Source organism: Nocardiopsis sp. NPDC006832 (assembly GCF_040635885.1).
Lineage (GTDB): Bacteria > Actinomycetota > Actinomycetes > Streptosporangiales > Streptosporangiaceae > Nocardiopsis.
The window spans coordinates 1-19,534 of record NZ_JBEYLC010000047.1; the positions used below are offsets into that span (position 1 = coordinate 1).

Below are 19,534 nucleotides of genomic sequence, written 5' to 3' on the forward strand. Positions count from 1 at the left end.
TCCTGCGCCGCCTGCGCTGCTGCCCGCAGCGGGCCGGGGAGATCACCCGTGCTGTGCTGGTCCTTCAGCTCCGAGAAGCAAGATGAAAAAGGCTCCGTGTACGTCGCTGGGCAGCTCACGGGGGATGGCCTGGCGCGGTAGAACGCCGCTGGAGCCATGGAAATGAACACCACCGTGGACGTCCCTGGCTTGGACCGCTTGGCCGGACACCCACGAAATCCGTGACTCGACCCTGGCGGGTTCATGTTGTCCAAGATGTTCGAGGGAATTGTGGTGTGAAGTGTCGGACACCGTGCGGCTCCGCTTCGAATACCGGGCTCGGGGCACGCAGGAACCTACCCCGCGCTCCCTACCCAACAAACGGCCTTTACCGCCTCCCACTCGGAACACTCCGGGTGGGAGGTCGCGTCCCGGGACCTGTCAGGCCCCAACACCGAAAGAGCTAGAAGGATCCCTTCGAAACCGCGAGAAAGGTCGTCCACTCACGGTTCTCGAACTTCAACTGCGCATCCTCCGGGTGAACGGAGTCACGGAAGAATGATTCCCCTGAGGTCAGGTTGAGCACTTCACAGCAGGCACCGATGTCGTAGGAGTAGTGCGACTTGCGCCACCTACCGAAGAAGTCTTGGGAGTTCCCCATGTGTGTTTCGAACATGCGCCGACCCTGCCCTTGGTCTTCGTTGACTTTGGCCTTTTCCCGCACAGCGCCCGGGCGATCTCATATTATGGACTATGATGACTTGGCAGCCCGGAACGGATCACGGGCAGCAAGCGATGAAAGCAAGCACGCACTGGATCGGCGGGAAGTGATGATCGGAACGGTAGCGTAGCAACACCTGCCACGCGAGCCCCAAACCGGACATCCTTTCAGTTTGTCAAACCGTTCCCATGTGGTGACCAGACCGTTTCCTTTCGGCGGGAAATCTGGTATCGAGTGTCATTCTTCGTGCCTCTTTGATGGCATTTTCAAAGGGCCTACCTTTGACCTGACCGGCGGGGGCGGTCTCTTCCCCTCCCACCCCCGCACTTCATGTCAGCCCACCGAGAGCAACGGCTCCGGTGCGGTCCTCAGCCGACCCGCCAGGCGTTCGGACCACTGACCCTTGTCGGTGCCCAACGCGACCTCTCCCAACCGCAGGAGTTGGACGTCGCTCGTGCCGGCCGGCGCGAAGATGTGGTGGGCGTCGCGCAGGTACCGCTCGACGGGGCTGTCGGTGTACAGACCGCGGGCCGCGTGGACCTCCATGGCGTTGCGCGCGGTGTCCAGCGCGTACTCCACGTTGACGAGCTTGGCGTTGATCAGCTCGTGATCGCAGGGCAGACCCTGGTCCAGCAACGACACCGCGTGGTAGAGCGACAGCGTCGCCACCATCAACCGGGACTGCATCTGGCCCAGCTTGAGCTTGACCGCCGGGACCTCGGCCAGCGGCTTGCCGTAGCGATGCTGTCGGCGGGCATAGGCGCTGGTCTCCTCGACCAGGGCGCGGTGGATGCCCAGGGCCACCGCGGCCAGGTTGGCCCTCCCGTACAGGACGCTGGACGAGTAGGCCACCGACAGCCCATCACCCTCCGAACCCAGCATGTTGGCGGCCGGAATCCGGCAGTCCTCGAAGCGCAGTTCACCGAAGCTGAAGCCGTGCAACCCCATCGTGCCCTCGTGCCGGCCCAGGGAGAAACCGGGGCGGTCCGACTCGACCAGGAACGCCGACAGGCCCTTCGATCCGGGGCCGGTCCGGGCCACCACGCCGTGCAGGTCACCGACGTGGCTGTTGCCCACGAACACCTTCTGCCCGTTGAGCACGTACTCGTCACCGTCGCGCACCGCGCTGGTGGTCATCCCGAGGACGTGCCCGCCGGAGCCGTACTCGGTGACCGCGATCGTGGGCATGCAACGGCCCGCGGCCACCTCGGGCAGCCAGGTCGAACGCTGTGCCTCGTCGCCGAAGTGCACGATCTTGGCGACCCCCAGCTGGGAGGCCTGGACCATGGCGCCCATCGCCCCACTGACCCTGGAGAGTTCCTCGATGATGATGGTCTTGGCCAGGTGTCCGAGTCCCATCCCGCCGTAGCCTCGGTCCACGGTCGCCCCGAGCCAGCCCTGCTCGGCGATCAGCCGGGAGAGGCCCTTGTCGACGCGACGGCGTCGCTCCATCTCGGGGACCCGGGGTTCCACCTCCCGCCGTGCGAACCCGCGTACTTCCTCCCGCAGCGTCCGGTGCCGCTCAGCACCGAAGTAATGTTCCACGTCGCTCCCCTCCGCGCCAGGAACTTCCTGGTCGCACCCGGTTTCGACGCGGGCGACGCGACTTCGTTCGGGTTCTGGCCTCCTCCGGTCAGCGCGTTACCGGAACCGGCCAGGAACCCGGGCACCCTCCTCGGGCACGCGAACGGCCCGGGGCGCGCGCCCGCCCCGGGCCGTGGAGGGAGAGGTCTCTCCCGGGAAGAGGATCTAGTCCCAGTCCAGGCCGCCACCCGTCTGGTACTCGATCACTCGGGTCTCGAAGAAGTTCTTCTCCTTCTGGAGGTCCATCATCTCCGACATCCACGGGAACGGGTTCTCCGTCTCACCGAAGATGGGCTGCAGGCCGATCTGCTCGGCGCGCCGGTCGGTGATGAAGTGCATGTACTTCTCGCACAGCTCGGAGTTCAACCCCAGCACACCGCGCGGCATGGTCTCGCGGCCGTAGGAGACCTCCAGCTCGCAGGCGTCGATCAGCATCTGCCGGACCTCGGCCTGGAACTCCTCGCTCCACAGGTGCGGGTTCTCGATCTTGATCTGGTTGATCACGTCGATGCCGAAGTTCAGGTGGATCGACTCGTCGCGCAGGATGTACTGGTACTGCTCGGCGATACCGACCATCTTGTTGCGGCGGCCCAGCGACAGGATCTGCGCGAAGCCGGTGTAGAACCACATGCCCTCGAAGATCACGTAGAACGCGACCAGGTCCCGCAGGAACGCCTGGTCGGCCTCGGGCGTGCCGGTGCGGAACTCCGGGTCCTCAAGGTTCTGGGTGTACTTGAGCGCCCAGGCGTCCTTGGCCGTGATGGACGGGACCTCGCGGTACATGTTGAAGAGCTCGCCCTCGTCCAGGCCCAGGCTCTCGCAGATGTACTGGAAGGTGTGGGTGTGCACGGCCTCCTCGAAGGCCTGGCGCAGCAGGTACTGGCGGCACTCCGGGTTGGTCAGTTGGCGGTACACGGCCAGGACGATGTTGTTGGCGACCAGGGACTCCGCGGTGGCGAAGAAACCGAGGTTGCGCTTGAGCATGAGGCGCTCGTCGTCGGTCAGCCCGTCCTTGGACTTCCACAGCGCGATGTCGGCCTGCATGGCGACCTCGGTGGGCATCCAGTGGTTGTTGCACCCCGACAGGTACTTCTCCCACGCCCACGTGTACTTGAGGGGCAGCAGCTGGTTCACGTCGGCGCGGGCGTTGATCATCGCCTTGTCGTCGACGTTCACGCGCTCGGCGTCACGCTGGATCTCACCGAGACCGGTGGAGGCGGCGTTGTTCTCGGAAACCGCGGTCATGCTCGTGTTCCGTTCTCCGGTCGTACCGGGTCGTCTACGGGAGTGGAGGGGCGAGGAGGGGCCGGCGGGGGTCGCCCGCCGGCCCCGGGCGTTCCTACTGGCAGGCCTCGCACTCGGGGTCATCGATGCTGCACGCCTGGTCCTCGATGATCTCGAACTCGTCCTCGGGCTCCGTGGGCTCGGTGACCGGGGCCGGGGCCGGGCGGGGGCTCGCTGCCGGACTCGGGGTCGCGGCCGGGCTCGGGCTCGGGCTCGGGGTCGCGACGGGGCTCGGCGCGGCGGCCGGCGTCGGGGTGGCCGACACGGCGTTCAGGCGGCCGTCGGTGCCCTTCAGCGTGCTCTTCTCCACGTGGGTGGCGCTCTGCGAACGCAGGTAGTACGTGGTCTTGAGCCCGGAGCGCCAAGCGCGACGGTACAGGGTGTCCAGCTTCTTACCACTGGGCGCGGCCATGTACAGGTTCAGCGACTGGGCCTGGTCGATCCACTTCTGACGGCGCGAACCCGCGTCCACCAGCCAGGTCGGGTCGACCTCGAACGCGGTGGCGTACAGCGCCTTGAGGTCGTCCGGGACCCGGTCGATCTCACCGAGGCTGCCGTCGTGCATCTTCAGCGCGGACACCATCTCGTCGTCCCACAGGCCCCGCTCCTTGAGGTCGCGGACCAGGTAGTCGTTGACGACGGTGAAGTCACCGGACATGTTCGACTTGACGAACAGGTTCCGGTAGACCGGCTCGATCGACTGGTTCACACCGGTGATGTTGGCGATGGTCGCGGTGGGCGCGATCGCCATGACGTTGGAGTTGCGCATCCCGGTGGTCTTGACGCGCTCGCGCAGTGAGTCCCAGTCCAGGGTCTCGCCGCGGTCCATCTCCAGGGCACCGTCGCGGGAGTCGGCCAGCAGCCTCAGGGAGTCGATCGGCAGGATGCCGCGGCTCCACAGCGAACCGTCGAAGCTCTCGTAGGAGCCGCGCTCGGCGGCCAGCTCCATGGAGGCCTCGATGGCGTAGTAGCTGATCAGCTCCATGCTCTCGTCGGCGAAGTTCACCGCGCCCTCGGAGGCGAAGGGCGTGCGGATCTTGAACAGGGCGTCCTGGAAGCCCATGAGACCCAGACCCACGGGGCGGTGACGCATGTTCGCGCGACGCGCCTCGGGGATCGTGTAGAAGTTCACGTCGATGACGTTGTCGAGCATGCGCACGGCGGTGCGGACGGTACGACGCAGACGCTCGACGTCGACGCCGTCCGGGCCCACGTGCTGGGGCAGGTTCACCGAACCGAGGTTGCAGACCGCGACCTCGTCCTTGTTCGTGTTCAGCGTGATCTCGGTGCACAGGTTGGAGGAGTGCACCACGCCGTTGTGCTGCTGCGGCGAACGCAGGTTGGACGGGTCCTTGAAGGTGATCCACGGGTGGCCGGTCTCGAACAGCATGGTGAGCATGCGGCGCCACAGGTCCACGGCGGGCATCTTCTTGGAGACCTTGATACGACCGGCCTCGGCCTCGGCCTCGTACTTCTCGTAGGCCTCGACGAAGTCCTTGCCGTACTTGTCGTGCAGGTCCGGGACCTCGTCCGGCGAGAACAGGGTCCAGGTGCCCTGCTCCTCCACACGCTGCATGAACAGGTCCGGAACCCAGTTCGCGGTGTTCATGTCGTGGGTGCGGCGGCGCTCGTCACCGGTGTTCTTGCGAAGGTCGAGGAATTCCTCGATGTCGATGTGCCAGGTCTCCAGGTAGGCGCAGACCGCGCCCTTGCGCTTGCCGCCCTGGTTGACCGCGACCGCGGTGTCGTTGGCGATCTTCAGGAACGGGACGACGCCCTGGCTCTTGCCGTTGGTGCCCTTGATGTGGGAACCCAGGCCGCGGACCGGGGTCCAGTCGTTGCCCAGACCGCCCGAGTACTTGGACAGCATGGCGTTGTTGCTGATGCCGTGGAAGATGTCCTGCAGGTCGTCGCCGACCGTGGTCAGGAAGCAGGACGACAGCTGCGCGCGCACCGTGCCCGCGTTGAACAGGGTGGGCGTGGAGGCCATGAAGTCGAACGAGCTCAGCAGCTCGTAGAACTCGATCGCGCGGGCCTCACGGTCGTCCTCGTTGAGGGCCAGACCCATCGCGACGCGCATGAAGAACGCCTGCGGCAGCTCGTAGCGGACCTCGTCGCTGTGCAGGAAGTAGCGGTCGTACAGGGTCTGGATGCCGAGGAAGGTGAACTGCTCGTCGCGCTCGGGGTGCAGGGCCTTGCCCAGACGCCCCAGGTCGAACCGGGCGAGGGCGGGGTCGAGCTGCCCGAGGTCGATGCCACGACCGACGTAGGCGGCCAGGTAGCCCGCGTAGCCCTCGGCCATGTCGGCCTGGGTGGCGGTCTCGGGAGCGCCGCCGATGAAGCTCAGGGCCTCGGTGCGGAGCTTGTCCAGCAGCAGGCGAGCGGCCACGTAGGAGTAGTTCGGGTCGACCTCGACGAAGCTGCGGGCGGCCATGACGACGCCGAGCTCGACCTCGGCGTCGGCGATGCCCGGGTAGAACCCGCGACGCGCCTCGGTCAGGACCTTCTCCGCCGAAACGCCGGAGAGCCGTGCACAGGCCTCGGCCACGACATGCTCGATCCGGTCGACGGCGGCGGGACGACCGCCCTCGTTGTTCGGTCCGGGCCGAACGGATGCGGGCACGGCCTCGACGTCAAGGGTCATACAGCGGCTCCAACCTCGGTAAAAGAGTCCCGGTGGGGGTGCGGGGGCACAAGTGACAAGCGTGCGGCTCACAACGATGGATCGCCGCACCGGATGCGTGCGATCCATCGTCGGGTCGCGGCGACTCTCCCTCGAAGCCCCGACGTTGTACACACCTGGGGGTGTGTGCCGATGGCAGGTTTTCGGACTCGTGGGCGCCCTACCGAGCCGTCGCTTCCCGGGACCTTTCGGGGGTTCCCGGTGCGCGTGACGACCTTCGTTCCCACTCACCGCTGCGGGGCAGTCCCGGACTCGCACCGGGTTCCCTCTCGCGTCACCGGCCCCTTGCGAGCCCGGTGAACCACCAGCGGGACAGATACTACATCTAGGGGATGGCGGCTTGGAACACCGCAAGATGATGGCGTGTCGCTGATTTCTCAGATTCTTCGACGATCGTCGAACACGCCTCCCGGGCGTGGTATGAAAGCGCCGGAACGGGGCTGCGCGACGGTATCGGGAGGGGTCCCCGAAGGGGGCGCGTCACAGCCTAGGACGTTCCCGGGACGAACGCACCCGGCACCTCGCCCGGGTGTCCGCCACGGCACCTCTGGGCAGGGTAGGAAACCTCACTCGCGGCCGGCCGATCCCGGTCTGTCGGTGCTCGACCCGCGCCGCCGCCCCACCCCGAAACCCGCCACCACGGGACACGCGCGGGACGACCGAACCGGAGGCCGCCCGCTCCGATCGCCTACGATCTCGTCGGATCGCGCGGTCACTCCTGGTCGAGAAGGAGGTCCAGATCATCCTCCGCCAGCCCGAGGTCGGCCCTGATCCGAAATCGGATCCGCAGGAGTTCGAGGAACAGATCCCGATCGCACGGACTTTGTGGGCGCCCGGCGTGTCGTCGGGCGCCCACGGTGGCCCACCGTTCGGCGCCCTCCAGGTCGTCGTGGGCGTACAACGCCTCGGTGACGTGGATGTGGGTGGGCAATCCGACCGGTTCACCGGTCTCCAGCCGCTTGAGGTGCCCCTCGGCCTGCTGCCGCTCGTCCAGTTGCAACAGGGCGCCGGCGCTGAGGGCGTGCGCGTCGACCACGGTGGGGCCACCATCGTCTATGGCCCGCTGATAGGCGGAACAGGCGCGTTCGAACTCCTGGGCGATCTCCCACTGTTCTCCGGCGCGTACGAACAGCTCCGCCCGCGTGACCTCGCTACCGGCGTCGACGCTGTTGGCCAGGTCCAGTAGTCGGGCGGCGGTCCGGCCGTGTTCACCGGATCGGACGGCGTGGAATTCCAACCGGTCGAGTTCTGCCGTCGTCACGTGGGTCAACCGCATCGCCCCATCCCAACTCGCTCTCCCCACCCACCGATCAGGGCCTGGCACGCTCCAAGGCCTGCCAGAACCCCTGGCGCAGTCCATCTCGGACCTCGTCGCGCAGCAGGTGGTCGATCGGGAGCGAGGATCCCTGGAGCAGACGAGCCTCCAGGTCCGAGGGCATCCGGGGCCTGCGGGCGAGGACGGCCTCCACCCAAAGGACCGGCGCCTCGCGTGCGATCGACTCCGCGAAGTCGTTCCCTTCCTTGTGCGCGATGTGCACCGCATCATCAACGGTATGCGCGCCGAGCCCCGTCTGTTGGGCATATCCAGGACTGTGAGTGGATTCCTGGTAACCGCCGGGGCCGAATCGGCCGTCGTACTCGGGACCAGTAGGTCGCCGTTCCCCGAAACGGGGCGCGGCGCCACCGCTGTGCGCGGTGTCAGTTGCCGTACTGGTCCCATAGGTAGGGTTTGTGTCCGCCCCACCTCCGAACCCCTGCTCCTCGCCGTGTCCGCCACCGAACCTGGGGTCGGGGGCGGGAGGGTTTCTATGGGGTGGAGCCTGTTGCGGGTCGGGCGCGAACGAGGCCTGTGGACCGGTGCCCGCCCCGAAGGCGGGCTGTGGTCCCGTATTGGAGAAGGCCTGTTGTGGGCCCGTTCCGGCGAAGCCCTGTGGACCGCCTCCGGCCGCCTGGGCGGGTCCGGGTCTGGCCGGCAGCCCGTACCCTCCGTCCGCTCCACGCGGCGCCGGATGGGCGCCCGTGTGGGGGCCGACGTACCCGGCCTGCCCGTTCTGACCGGCGCCCGGGTAGACCCCGTTGCCGTTCACCGCCTGTCCCCCCGAGGGGAAACCGTTGGCGTCGATCGCTCCGGGAGGGGCGTTCTCGCCCGAGGGGCCGGCGAGGTGGTCGCCGCGCTGTTGGGCCAGCGAGCGACGCATCGCGCGCAACTGTTCCATGGCGCTGCCCTGTGGAACGGGCTGGCCACCGGTGCCGGCGAACATCGCTTCGAGTCCACCCGTGGAGGGCGTGGCCGGTTCGACCATGCCGTTCCGGGGCCCGGAGGCCACCGGGTGGGGGGACTGTTCGGCGGGGGCCTGGGAGCGTCCGTTGGCGAAGGGCGTGGTCGTCTTCGCCGCGTTCTCCTGGGTGGATCCACCACCGGAGAGCAGGTTGACGTGCGGGCGCAGGTGACCGGCGCCGATCTCGATCAGGTCGTCGCACTCCTGGCGCAGCGCCCGAGAGATGGTCCAGTTGCCCTCCACCGAGATGTGCACGACGGTGACGCGCACACCCAGGTCCTGGACGTCGGCGACCACGGGGGCCATGTCCTCGTCACCGCTCACCAGGACGGCGTCGCAGAGGACACCGGTGCGGGCCAAGGTGGTCAGGTCGCGTTGGACGTAGCCCTCCACGCCCTCGCGGCGGCCGGGCCGGATCTTCGCCGCTCTGAACTTGATGCCGGGGATGTCGGCGATGCCGTCCTGTTCCTGGGCCCTCCGGTCGTCGGCGACCGCCTCGTACCAGTAGCAACGCAGGAGCGGCAGGCCGGTGCGATCCCGTGCGACCTCGTTGAGGAACTGGACGAGACCGGAGTAGTCCCAGGCGACGGAGTCCCGGTTCCGGGTTCCGTGCACGGCCATCGCGCCGTCGGCGAGAAGGTATCCCGCGTCGACGAACAACGCGCAACGGTCCACGTGACACCGCCCCCTTCCCTGTCGATCTCTGGGGCCATATCCATGACCGGGGCACAGCCTAGCCAAGTCTGTCTGATTTTGCGTGCCGCCTTTGAATACTCCCCGTCAATACATTGCTACACACAGGAGGCCTTCCCGGTCGGCGCGGGCCCTTCGGTCGCCCTGTGCACACGATGAACTCCGCACCGATGTTCGACTCAGGTGCGCATCGGGGCCGTGAGCACGATCGCGCCCATCAACAAGGCGTCCTGTCCGGAGGAGATTCGGATTTCCGATTCGCGTCCGAGCCGCGCGTCGAATCGGACCACATCCGTCCCGAACGTCATCGGGTCGCCATCCGAGCCTCGCGCGGAGCTCACGAAGACGTTGCCGGCGTCACCGCCGCCTTCGCGTGGATCGAGCGGGACGCCGTCCAAGAGCACACGGTCCCCGCCCAGATCGGCGTCACCCTCCCAGGCCACCACGTCGAACGTGGCCGGGACCGACGCCGGCAGCAGTCCCGAAACCGGGAACCGCGCGCCGACCTCGTCCTGGAAGACCGCCGAGGTCTCGTCCAGAACCATGGCCTGCCGGTGCCCCTCCACCGAGGGGTCCTCCAGGATCACCACCAGGCTCCACCCCGCGTACGCCCCCCGACCTTCGGTCGCGGGAACGTCACCGACCCACCACTGGCCACCGCCGGCTGAACGCACCAGCTCGGTGACCTCGGCGAACGCCTGGTAGGCGGGGTAGGCCGGCAGCTCGGCGGAACGAACGTCGGCGGCCGTGACCGTCGTGTAGGAGGCCATGCCCGGCCCCTTGATCCGAGCGGTCGGAGCGCTCGGGTCGCCCGCCGCGGAGAAGTACAGTCCGGCCCAGCGCACGGATCCGCCCGCGGGGAGTTCCCAGGTCGCGGCGCTGGACGAAGTCGTCGTGGGGTCCCGGTCGTCGTCCAGGGGCCCCATCACCCAGTTGTCGTTGTCGAGACGCTCACCGGAGCGGTCGCGGGCCTGCGCGCACTCGCCCGGCTCCTCGTCCTCCTCCGGTTCCTCTTCATAACCGTCCTCTGGCGCCTCGGGTCCTTCGGTCTCCTCCGGGGTCTCGGGGGCCTCGGGCGCCTCGGGGGTCTCGGTACCGGATTCCCCGCCGTCCGACCCTTCGTTTCCGGGAAGCCCGGGGACCCCCGGAAGATCGTGATCGAATTCCTGTTCTTCGCCGCCGATCTCCCCTCCCTCCCCGAGGAGATCATCGAGCGCACCCTCCCCCTCCGTCCCAGGGGTCCCGGTGTCCGCGGGAGGGCGACGAAGATCGGCGTCGTCCGCACCCGGCTCGGAGTCGGGGTCGACATCGGTCTCCGCGTCGGGTGACCGCTCGGGCGGGGCCAGGGGGTTGTCGTCCCCGCTCCCCGGCACCCGCGGACGCTCCCACCACGGCCAGGGCCACGGGTTCTTCGGGTTCTCCGGCTGCTCGGGTTCGATGCAGGTCATCAGGGTGTTGCCCACGCTCTCGGAGCGCACCTGACCGGCCGTGGCGTATCTGGCCGGGATTCCCTCCGAGGACACGCCACGCTCACCGGTCGCGGTGTAGCGCACCTCTCCGGAGGAGACCGCCACGTCGGCGGGAACGTCCACGTCGGCGTCGGGCGCCACTCGGACATCCAGGAAGTGGGTGCTGCTCTCACCGGCGGCCATGTCCGACCGCACGCATTCACCACCGCCGCCACCGGCGGAACAGCCCCAGTCACCGTGACCGACCGACAACGGGATCGCTCTGCCCGCACCACCCGAGGAGACCATCTCCACACCGGGGGGCAGGGTGATCTCGGCGACCACGTCCTCGGTGGTGTCCGCGCCGGTGTTGAGCACGTCCAGGACCATGATCCCGTCGCCACCGGGCACGAGGGAGCCGACGGGGTCGATGCCCACGGCGAACTCCGGCCACTCCGCGGGTGCCTCGGGTACCTCGGGCTCTTCGGGTGCCGGTTCGGGTTCCGGTTCGGGCTCTGGTTCCGGTTCCGGTTCGGGGACGGGTTCCGGCTCACTCGGAGGCGGGGGCGGATCGGGCGACTCGGCCGCGGGTACGTCCGCGGGGGGCACCGGCGCGGGAACGGGCTCCTCCGGCGCAGGCGGATCGGCGGGCGGTGTGTCCGGGTCATCCGAGTCCGCGGCCGGGGGCGGTGGGTCCTCCGCGGGGGCGTCGATCGGCGGAGCCGCCGCCGTCGGGGGGTCCTCCTCGATCGGGGCGTCCGCGCCCACCATCGCCAGGGCGACGGACACCGCCACGCAGGCCGCCGCGGCGGCGCCCGCCGTGGCCTGCTGCCGACGCTTGGACATCCGGTTCCACCAGGCGCCGGAAACGGCCGCACCGGGAACGGACGCCAGGTAACCCGTGGCGCCGAAGCCGACGACCAGGGGAAGCACGATCCCGCGCAGCCCGACGTTGACGTCCATCAGCTCCGCGTACACCTCGCGGCAGTCGGAGCAGTCGTCCAGGTGCCGGTCCACCTTGCCGGTGTCCCGCTTGGCCAGGCCACCACGCACGTAGGCGCCCAAGAGACCGATCGTGGGACGGCACGTCTCCGCGGTCCCGCTACCCGCAAGGTGCATCTGCAGGTAGGCCTGCCGCAGCCCTTCCCTCGCGCGGTAGGCCAGGGCGGCCACCCCATTGGGGTTCATTCCCAGGATGGTCGCCGCCTCCGCGGGCTTGACCCCCTCGATCTCGGTGTGCCACAGGACCGACTGCCAGCGTTCGGGCAGGGAGAGGAAGGCCCGGGCGATCAGGGATCGCTCCAGCCCTTCGAGGGCGGGGTCGACGAAGGGCTCACCCGAGTCGTAGCTCTCCATGTCGTCGGTGACGACCTGGCGTTTCTCGCCTCGGCCCCGGTCGTAGGCGGCGTTGCGGACCGCGGTGAGCAGGTAGGGCCGGAAGGCGTCGCTGGGACCACCCCCGCGTTGGAGGACACTGAGCACCTTGGTGAACGCCTCGGCCACGGCGTCCTCGACCTCGGCCTCACCGCGCAGAAGTTGGCGGGCCAGCCCACGCGCGGCGGTCGCGTGGCGTTCGTACAGGGCCCCGAAGGCGGCGTTGTCGCCACCCTTGACCTGCTCGATGATCTGAGCGTCACCGAGCAATGTCTCTGTGTACTCCCCTTCGGCGTCGGTCACCCCGCGCCCTTTCACTCGTAGTCCAGCCCCACCGCTGACCGGAACCGGACGTGGGGGCGTGGGTTCGGCGTCCGAAAACACGTTCTCGAAAAATATCCCCTATCCGCGTCATGAACGCCACCGATCTCCGTGATTAGGGGTGAGGCGGACGGAGGGAGCCCACCGCGGGGGCGCGGGCCCACCTCCGTCCACCTGGGAAAACGACGACCAGGAGCTGAACCATGGGCGAGATCGAAGTAGGAGCCGGAGCGGGGGGCCGCAACGTTCACCGCGCTCGGGAACTACGTACGCCGTGGAGGCACCGCTCACAGGCAGCGGGTTGGTCCCGGTCCGAGGACTGGTGGACCCCGGCCGTGGACGTCCTCTGTGAGGCCTACGCGCACGGTGGCGAACTCACCGAACCCTGCGCGAGGCTCGGCGAGGCCCGCGCCCGTGTGGGTGTGGGGATCGGGCGCGCCCTGACGGACCTGGACGCGTTCACCCGCTCGATCGGGCTGGACCGATCACCGTTCGCCATGGTCCGAGCCCTGGCCGAGGGCTGGGAGCGAGGTGGTCGCGACCGGGACCACTGCCAGGATCCGCTGACCGGACTGGCCGATCGTGGCTACCTGCGAACCAGGGTGGGCGAGCTCTACCGGGGCATCGACGACGGCGTGCCCGCCGCCTTCGACCACCGTCTGGTGGTCATGGCGCTGGACCCCTCACTCGACCCTTGGCGGCGGACGGCGCGGCTCATCGTGCTCGGTCACGAACTGCGCCGCTTCTTCACCCGTGGCGAGTCGTTGTGCCTGGTGAACCGCTCACGGATCGCGGTGCTGACCCAGGACGGACCCAACCTCGCGGAGGAACTGGACCTCCTGCGCGAACAGACCGGTTGGGAGCACGGGGCGGCCGTGTGGTCGGTCCCGTTGCCCGGCACCCACGCCGAGGCCTTGTCCCTGCTCGACGCCCTGGACGGCGGGGGTGCTCGATCCGACCGATGACCCACTGACGCCGTTCCGGTGGACCAGGCCCTCCTTGAGGGGAGAGGAGCCCCCACCGGACGGCAACGCCGACCGCCGCGCGACGCCGAGGGGACGCGCGCAGAGCGGTCGGCCCCCGCCCGACGACCACCCCGGGCCCTCTGGCCCCGAGAGAGGGCGGCCCAAGGGAACGTCGGACGGGAGGGCGCGTTGACGAACGCGCCGGGGCGCGCTCACACAGGGGAGGTGGGCGCGCCCCTCTCCTTCGCGCAGGGGCGTGGCCGCCCGGTTCGGCCCGTCACCCGACCTTGATCCGGCCAAGGCTCACCCGGAACAGCGCTCTACCGAACAGGGACGCGGGGACCGCCCGCACGTTCACGATGCGTTCCTCGAAACCGCCCGGCATCGGCGGGGTCCGGTCCACGATGTCGGCCCACGCCTCGATGCCCTTGGCGGACGGCACCGGATCGAAGGTGCTCGACGCGAACGGTTCCGAGTCGACACCCGACGATTCGGCCTCGTCCTTGGGCCGGGTCCGCTGTTCGGGCCGTTCCGGGGCCGCCGGTTGCACGGGGGCCGCCGGCCAGAGCGGTTCCTCGGGCCGGAGGGTTCCCTCGGTCCGAATCGGCTCTTCGGGCGGAACCGACTCCACCGGACGAGCGGACGTGTCCTCCACCCGGGCCTCGGGGCGCGGGGCCGACGGCGGTTCCGGGACGGGGGCGGGGTCCGGTTCACGAAGGGGGTCGGGTGCGATCGGCCCTGGCTCCGCTTGGACCCGGGGGTCGGTTCGCGGGGCCTCCCACGGCACGGGTTCCCGAGGTCCTGTGTCCTGCCGGGGCGTGACCGAAGGGGGCGCCGAGTCCTTCGGAGGGGGGTTCCAGGGCTCGCTCGGCGGGGGCGTCGGTTCGGGTCGGGGCCCCTCCCACGGATACGGGTTCGGCGGCGGTACCCGACGTGGCGCTTCCGGCCGAGGAGTCGGCGCCTCCCGAGGACGTTCCGGGGCGGGCGGAGCGGGCGGAGCGGACATGCCCGACGTACCCGAGAGGAAGGCCTCGGCGATCGAGTCGTTCGCCCGTGTGCGCGGCGGCCCGGACGGGGCCCGCGAACCGGGAGGAGGTGGCGCCTGACCCGACGGTGGCGTTCGCGCGGTGTGCGGTCCGGCCCAGGGGTACTGAGGTCCGGAAGAGCCCGGGGGGACCTGAGGTCCGGACGGAGCGGTGTATCGCCTCGGCGGCGCGCCGTCGCCCTGGTACCGCGGTGGCACGTCGCCGGCCGGAGGTGACCCCGGCCTTTGGTGGCCGAAAGCCCCCTGAGGGTTCTGGGGGCCTTGGGGCCCCGGAGGACGGACGGGCCCATGGGTCGGCCGGAAGCCTTGGGGAACCTGAGGACCGGAAGGGTTGTGGGGGACCTGGGGCCCGGAAGGGTTCTGGAGAGCCTGGGGAGCCTGGGGATTCTGGGGCCCCTGAGGACCGGAAGGGTTCTGGGGAGCCTGGTATGCCTGATGCCGGGGAGGTCCCTGGAGGTTGTGGGGAGCTTGAGGACCGGAAGGCCCCGAAGGAGTCGGCGAACCCTGGGATGCCTGGCTTCCCTGGAGACTCTGGGATCCCTGGGGGTTGTGGGGAACCTGAGGACTATGGGGGCTATGGGGGCTATGGGATATCTGGGTTCCCTGGGGACTCTGGGGGTTCTGGGTTCCCTGAGGACCGGAAGGCCCCGAAGGAGCCGGCGGACCCTGGGATCCCTGGCTTCCCTGGAGGTTCTGGGGTCCCTGAGGACCGTTGAACGGGTATCGAGGATCCGGTCGTCCCTCGGGAGACGACGTGTCCGGATCCCCGGGGTGCCGCTCCGCGCCCGGGTGGGCCCGTCGAACCGGGGCCGGCCCCCGGGAAGAGGCGTCCGTTCGAGGGGACGACCCGTCCCTCGGTTCCGACGAGTCCTCCGCGTCGCGCCGGCTCATGCCCACTCACCTCTCCCTTCCATTGCCGCGTACCGGGGTCGTACCGTCGCCACGGCCTTGGTCATGGCCTCCGCCGCCATGTGGATCGCCGTTCGATGGGTGGCCTCCGAGACCCGGCGCATCTGCACGGCGAGCCCTTGGGCGAGGTGCCGGTCGTAGCGCAGGCGCACGGCCTCCGCCCCACTCTCGGCGATGATGCGGGTGATCCGCGTGGCGTCGAACCCCGGGTCTTCGTCCCTCTCCTGGTCGAAGACCACGATCACGCTGTTCTCCACCTCGTGTCGTCGGCCCTCACGGAGCAGGTGGTCGAGTCTGCGACCCACGATCCGAGCCGAATCCCGAGTCGCCCGCACCACACGGACACGAGAGTGGGCGGTCTCGGCGACCGCCTTCACGAACGCCCCTCCCGAACCACCGGTCACCAGCGTCACGCCGAAGAACCGGAAGAGCGGAAGCAGGCCCGCCGCGTAGGCGTCCTCGTTGTTCTGGGCCGCCTGGACCGTCCACAGGCCGGGCCCCACCTCACCGAGGCTCTCCTTGGCCTGCTCGAAACTCGCGGTCCGCACCCCCTCGCCCAAGGCATGCGCGGCGTGGGTGTCCAACCGGGTACCGAGTGGCGGAAGCCGATCGGTGGCGTCCACCGTCAGGACCCGATCCCGACGGTGGTGGGCCAGGACCCGGGCGATCAGAGCGGTCACGACCGCGGTGTCCGCACCGGTGCCGAAGTCGTCCACGAGGATCCGACGACCCGTGGCCGTGGAACGCTGCAGGCGCCCGCGCATCTCGATGGCGTCGGCGATCTCCGACGTCGGCAGAAAGGGGGTCACGACCGCTCGGCCCAACCTGCGCGGCCAGGGGTCCCCGTGCACCGCCTTGGTGGTGCCCATCGTCATCCTCCCCTTCAGAAGGTCGCGAGCAGTCGCTCGAAGGTCCCGAACGCCCCGACCGCCAACGGCACCATGACGATCACGGCGACGACCTCGAATCGGCCGGTCACACCACGCAGACGCGCGCGCACGTGCTCGGGCTGCTCGGTGGCCAGGACCACCATCGGGATGGCCGCCACCGCGACGGCCACGGCCAGGGCCGGCCAGACCGCCCACGACTCACCGGCGGCCCACTCCACGAGGAAGGCGAGCAGCACCACGAGGCTCGCGGCGATGAGCGCCGCCTTCTGCGCGATGAGCGGGAACAGCCGGGAGCGGCTCGCCACCACGATCGCGAGCACCACGCACAGCCCGGACGTCCAGGGGGTGAGGTTCGTGACGAGCCCGAGGCCCGCGACGGCCACGGCGATGGCCACCGCCACGGTGGCGATGACCAGACTGCGATGCGCCCTGGCCACCGAGGTGAGGACGTCGTCCCTGGCCACCGATTCGCCGGAGCTTCGGCGGTCGTCCAGGACCGTCAGCCCCGAGATCATGAGGGCGACCCTCAGGAGCAGGCTCAGCCCGAGCACACAGACCACGGTCAGCAGCACCGCGACCAGATCGGTCGACAGGCCCAGGACGCGGGACAGGGTCCACACCGAGGCCAGGGCCAGACCGACACCGCCGCCGGCCAACCCGCCCCGGCCCAGGCCGGAGGTGAGGCCCAGCAACAGCACGAGCCCGGAGAGCAGGGCGGCGGTCCCTCCCCACAGGGCCCAGTTCGGCCAGTCGAAGTGGTCGCCGGCCCGCCATAGTCCGAAGCCCCCGACCACGGTGCCGGCGATCGACAGCGCGGTACCCAGCGGTTCCCGCCAGGTCGGTCCGATCGCGGCGCCGGCCGTCACCAGTACCAGCGCGATCGCGGCGATCGCCACGAGGCCCGTTCCTCCCGGCAGGTGTCCATGGACGAGCCAGGCCGTGCCCAAGGCGAGTGCGGCCAGCGAGACGGTCGCGCTCCAACGGGCCGCTTCGGGGGTCCACCTACCGGTGTGGTCGTCCAGGGCCTTCGACACCGCCTCGGGCACTTCGTGCACCACGGGGGCGGGTACGGGAGCCTCGTCCTGGACCAACCAGAGCACGGACCCGTCCTCGATCCGGCGTTCCTCCAGGGTGTTCTCACCCGCCAGGACCGCGCCGGACGCGGTCACCAGGTGGCGCAGCCTGGCCGGGTTCTGGGGCTCGTCCCCGAGTAGTTCCAGGACCTCCGGCATGAGGACACCGACGGGCTCACTCGCCGGGAGTACCGCGTCGACCCGGCGCTCCTCACCGACGATCGTCACGCGGCTCCAAGCGGTCATGACCTTCCATTCTGCTGGGCGGGCGGCGCGGTGCGCCACGGTCTTGGTGACGCGTCACGCGCGTCGACCGGCTTCGTCATCGGGGAACTTCGTCATCGGGGAACACTGTCGACCGCCACACGCTCGACGTATCCCTGGCCGATCAGCCAGCGCAGGGTCGGCGCCGGTGGCACCTCGGAGAACCCTGCCGTGTCGAGCGTGAAACGGATACCTCCACCGGGGGCGCCGTCCTCCGCCGGGGCGGTGGTGGCCGTCACCCGGAACGGGTGGACGACCCGGTAACGGTGATAGAGGTCCTGATCACCGGAGTCCGTCCGAACATAGTCGGGCAGACCACGTTCGGCGTAGGGGGTCCCGTCGGGGAAGAGGTGGCGCCCACTCTCCGGACCAAAGGAGTCGAGGATGTCCCCCGGGTCGAGCGTGTGCAGGTAGGACTCGGCGCTGCGCTGGTCCAAACCGTCCCGGACCTCCTGCACCAGCTCCGCCGTGTTCTCCACGGCGGCGGCCTCGTCGGTGGCGCTGAGCGTCGCCGGATCACCCTCGGTGGTCGCCAGTTCCTGGAAGAGCCAGCGAGCGGTCTCGTCCTCGTCGGCGAACTGGTAGCCGGGACGCCCCTGGTCGAGGTCCATGACGACCACGGACAGCGCGCCGAACTCGTCGTCCTCGGTGATGAGGTAGTAGCTACCGACCGTGCCGGGCTCTGGCCGAGGCTCGCCGGGCAGGACGTAGAGGTCCTCCGGAACCTGGGCCTGATCCAGTTGCTCCTTGAGCATGGCCAGGTCGACCCGCGCTCCCACCCATTCGCCGGGGATCGCCGGGATGGCGTTCTCCACCGGCCCGGACTCGGCCTGTTCACGTTCCAGGCGCTGGTTGCCGAGGGTGTTGCTGACGAAGGACCAACCGACCGTCCCGGCGCACGCGACCGCGGCCAGGCAGGCGCTGATCACGATCTTGCCGATCCCTTCGTCCAAGCGGCGTTTGGTCCGCTGTCCACCGAACAACACCGCCTCGCGCAGGCGTTGCCGACGGACCGCGACCGATTCGAGCAACTGGTTGTCGTAGTCGCGGCCCATCGGTGCTCCCCTTCGGTGACTTCGTTCCCCTACCGGAACGGGGTCAGATGCTCTCTGCGGCGGCCCGAGCCCTGGTCAGGGCGGTGTCGGCGATTCCATCGTTCTCTTCCATCACGGAGCGGATGATGGCGATGATCTCCCTGGCCTCATGAGCCGCCAGGGCCCAACGCTGGTCCTTCTCCAGGTAGGTGACGTCCGCACCCTCGATCACGGTTTCCGACATGACGGAGTTGACATCGATCTCGTGGTCATCGATGAGTGTCTCCAACTCGCCGGTGATGCTCGTGATCGTTTCCTGGACGTCGGCCGAGGCGTTCTTGCTGTATTTCGTGTAGTCGCTCATCTACGCACTATCCCCAAGGAATGATCTAGGCCCGCAGCTTACCGGCATCGAAATTCGCGGCGTTCATCTGGGATTGAGTCGAGTCCGCCATATCCTGGTCACCCTGGAGTACGGCGTTCATCATTTCCCGCTGACCTTCGTTCAGGTTGTTCAGATCGCCGCCCACCAGGATGGACACCGTCTCCGCCCGACGGTGGAGCTCGTCGAGTGAATTCCTGCCGCTACCCTCGAACTTGTCCTTCAGCGGATCAACCGCGTTCACGAGTCTGTTGACCAGGGTGCTGAGCTGCTCACCCGATTCACCGGTATTGCTGGTCATCTTGGCAAAAGATGCCTGATGGAAATCGAGTTCCTTGTCCGCCATTTTCCACCTGCCTTGTCACGAGGATTGGCTTCGGCCGATCCCGACTTCCAGGGGATGCGCCGAACAGACCTACGGTTCCCATACTCCATCACGGCGCCCCGACAGTGCCGCCCGCGCTTCCAGCCCCTCCGAGCACACCGATCACTTCGCTGACCTGCCCGAACACACGGCGCGTCCGATTCACCACCCGAGTCGAAATGTTCGACGAACCCGAGAATAGTGAGGAAGATCACCATAGGGCACTCGAATGCCCCTTGCCC

Annotated in this window: 14 protein-coding genes and 1 riboswitch; of the genes, 1 reads left to right on the plus strand and 13 read right to left on the minus strand. The window is 68.8% G+C overall.

Annotated elements, in window-relative coordinates:
• Positions 1 to 442: 442 nt before the first annotated feature.
• The 7 genes from ABZ717_RS20575 to ABZ717_RS20605 all read right to left on the minus strand — a co-directional run bounded on the left by ABZ717_RS20575 (position 443) and on the right by ABZ717_RS20605 (position 12,348).
• Positions 443 to 655, minus strand: coding sequence for a DUF397 domain-containing protein (locus ABZ717_RS20575; protein WP_358512941.1), 213 nt, complete (start codon positions 653 to 655; stop codon positions 443 to 445).
• A gap of 378 nt (positions 656 to 1,033) precedes the next feature.
• Positions 1,034 to 2,245 (minus strand): acyl-CoA dehydrogenase family protein, encoded by a 1,212-nt coding sequence (locus ABZ717_RS20580; RefSeq protein WP_358512943.1) that lies wholly within the window; start codon positions 2,243 to 2,245, stop codon positions 1,034 to 1,036.
• Positions 2,246 to 2,449: 204 nt separating this feature from the next.
• Positions 2,450 to 3,529, minus strand: a complete 1,080-nt coding sequence (locus tag ABZ717_RS20585; protein WP_358512945.1) for a ribonucleotide-diphosphate reductase subunit beta — start codon at positions 3,527 to 3,529, stop codon at positions 2,450 to 2,452.
• 94 nt (positions 3,530 to 3,623) lie between these two features.
• Entirely contained in the window at positions 3,624 to 6,212 is a 2,589-nt protein-coding gene (locus ABZ717_RS20590; RefSeq protein ID WP_358512947.1) for a ribonucleoside-diphosphate reductase subunit alpha, read from the minus strand.
• Positions 6,213 to 6,367: 155 nt separating this feature from the next.
• A riboswitch (cobalamin riboswitch) is annotated at positions 6,368 to 6,572 on the minus strand.
• Positions 6,573 to 6,963: 391 nt separating this feature from the next.
• The gene (locus ABZ717_RS20595) at positions 6,964 to 7,527 is read right to left on the minus strand and encodes a hypothetical protein (RefSeq protein ID WP_358512949.1); all 564 of its coding nucleotides are present in this window, start codon (positions 7,525 to 7,527) and stop codon (positions 6,964 to 6,966) included.
• Between the two features lie 34 nt (positions 7,528 to 7,561).
• Positions 7,562 to 9,205 carry an NYN domain-containing protein gene (locus ABZ717_RS20600; protein WP_358512951.1) on the minus strand — a complete coding sequence of 548 codons (1,644 nt, stop codon included), beginning with the start codon at positions 9,203 to 9,205 and terminating at the stop codon, positions 7,562 to 7,564.
• 197 nt (positions 9,206 to 9,402) lie between these two features.
• Entirely contained in the window at positions 9,403 to 12,348 is a 2,946-nt protein-coding gene (locus ABZ717_RS20605) for a sigma-70 family RNA polymerase sigma factor (RefSeq protein ID WP_358512953.1), read from the minus strand.
• Positions 12,349 to 12,569: 221 nt separating this feature from the next.
• Between ABZ717_RS20605 and ABZ717_RS20610 the strand changes: the two genes are divergently transcribed.
• Positions 12,570 to 13,331, plus strand: a complete 762-nt coding sequence (locus ABZ717_RS20610; protein ID WP_358512955.1) for a hypothetical protein — start codon at positions 12,570 to 12,572, stop codon at positions 13,329 to 13,331.
• A gap of 277 nt (positions 13,332 to 13,608) precedes the next feature.
• Here the strand turns inward: ABZ717_RS20610 and ABZ717_RS20615 are convergent, their stop codons facing one another.
• From ABZ717_RS20615 to ABZ717_RS20640, 6 genes are all read right to left on the minus strand, one after another.
• Complete coding sequence (locus tag ABZ717_RS20615; RefSeq protein WP_358512957.1) at positions 13,609 to 13,962, minus strand: hypothetical protein; 354 nt, start codon at positions 13,960 to 13,962, stop codon at positions 13,609 to 13,611.
• A gap of 1,301 nt (positions 13,963 to 15,263) precedes the next feature.
• A complete protein-coding gene (locus ABZ717_RS20620; RefSeq protein ID WP_358512959.1) occupies positions 15,264 to 16,154 on the minus strand; it encodes an ATPase in 891 nt (296 codons plus the stop codon).
• Between the two features lie 14 nt (positions 16,155 to 16,168).
• Positions 16,169 to 17,494, minus strand: a complete 1,326-nt coding sequence (gene eccD, locus ABZ717_RS20625; RefSeq protein WP_358512961.1) for a type VII secretion integral membrane protein EccD — start codon at positions 17,492 to 17,494, stop codon at positions 16,169 to 16,171.
• Between the two features lie 92 nt (positions 17,495 to 17,586).
• Positions 17,587 to 18,567 carry a TNT domain-containing protein gene (locus tag ABZ717_RS20630; protein WP_358512963.1) on the minus strand — a complete coding sequence of 327 codons (981 nt, stop codon included), beginning with the start codon at positions 18,565 to 18,567 and terminating at the stop codon, positions 17,587 to 17,589.
• Between the two features lie 43 nt (positions 18,568 to 18,610).
• Positions 18,611 to 18,910 (minus strand): hypothetical protein, encoded by a 300-nt coding sequence (locus ABZ717_RS20635; protein ID WP_358512965.1) that lies wholly within the window; start codon positions 18,908 to 18,910, stop codon positions 18,611 to 18,613.
• Between the two features lie 25 nt (positions 18,911 to 18,935).
• A complete protein-coding gene (locus tag ABZ717_RS20640; RefSeq protein WP_358512967.1) occupies positions 18,936 to 19,274 on the minus strand; it encodes a hypothetical protein in 339 nt (112 codons plus the stop codon).
• Positions 19,275 to 19,534 lie beyond the last annotated feature (260 nt).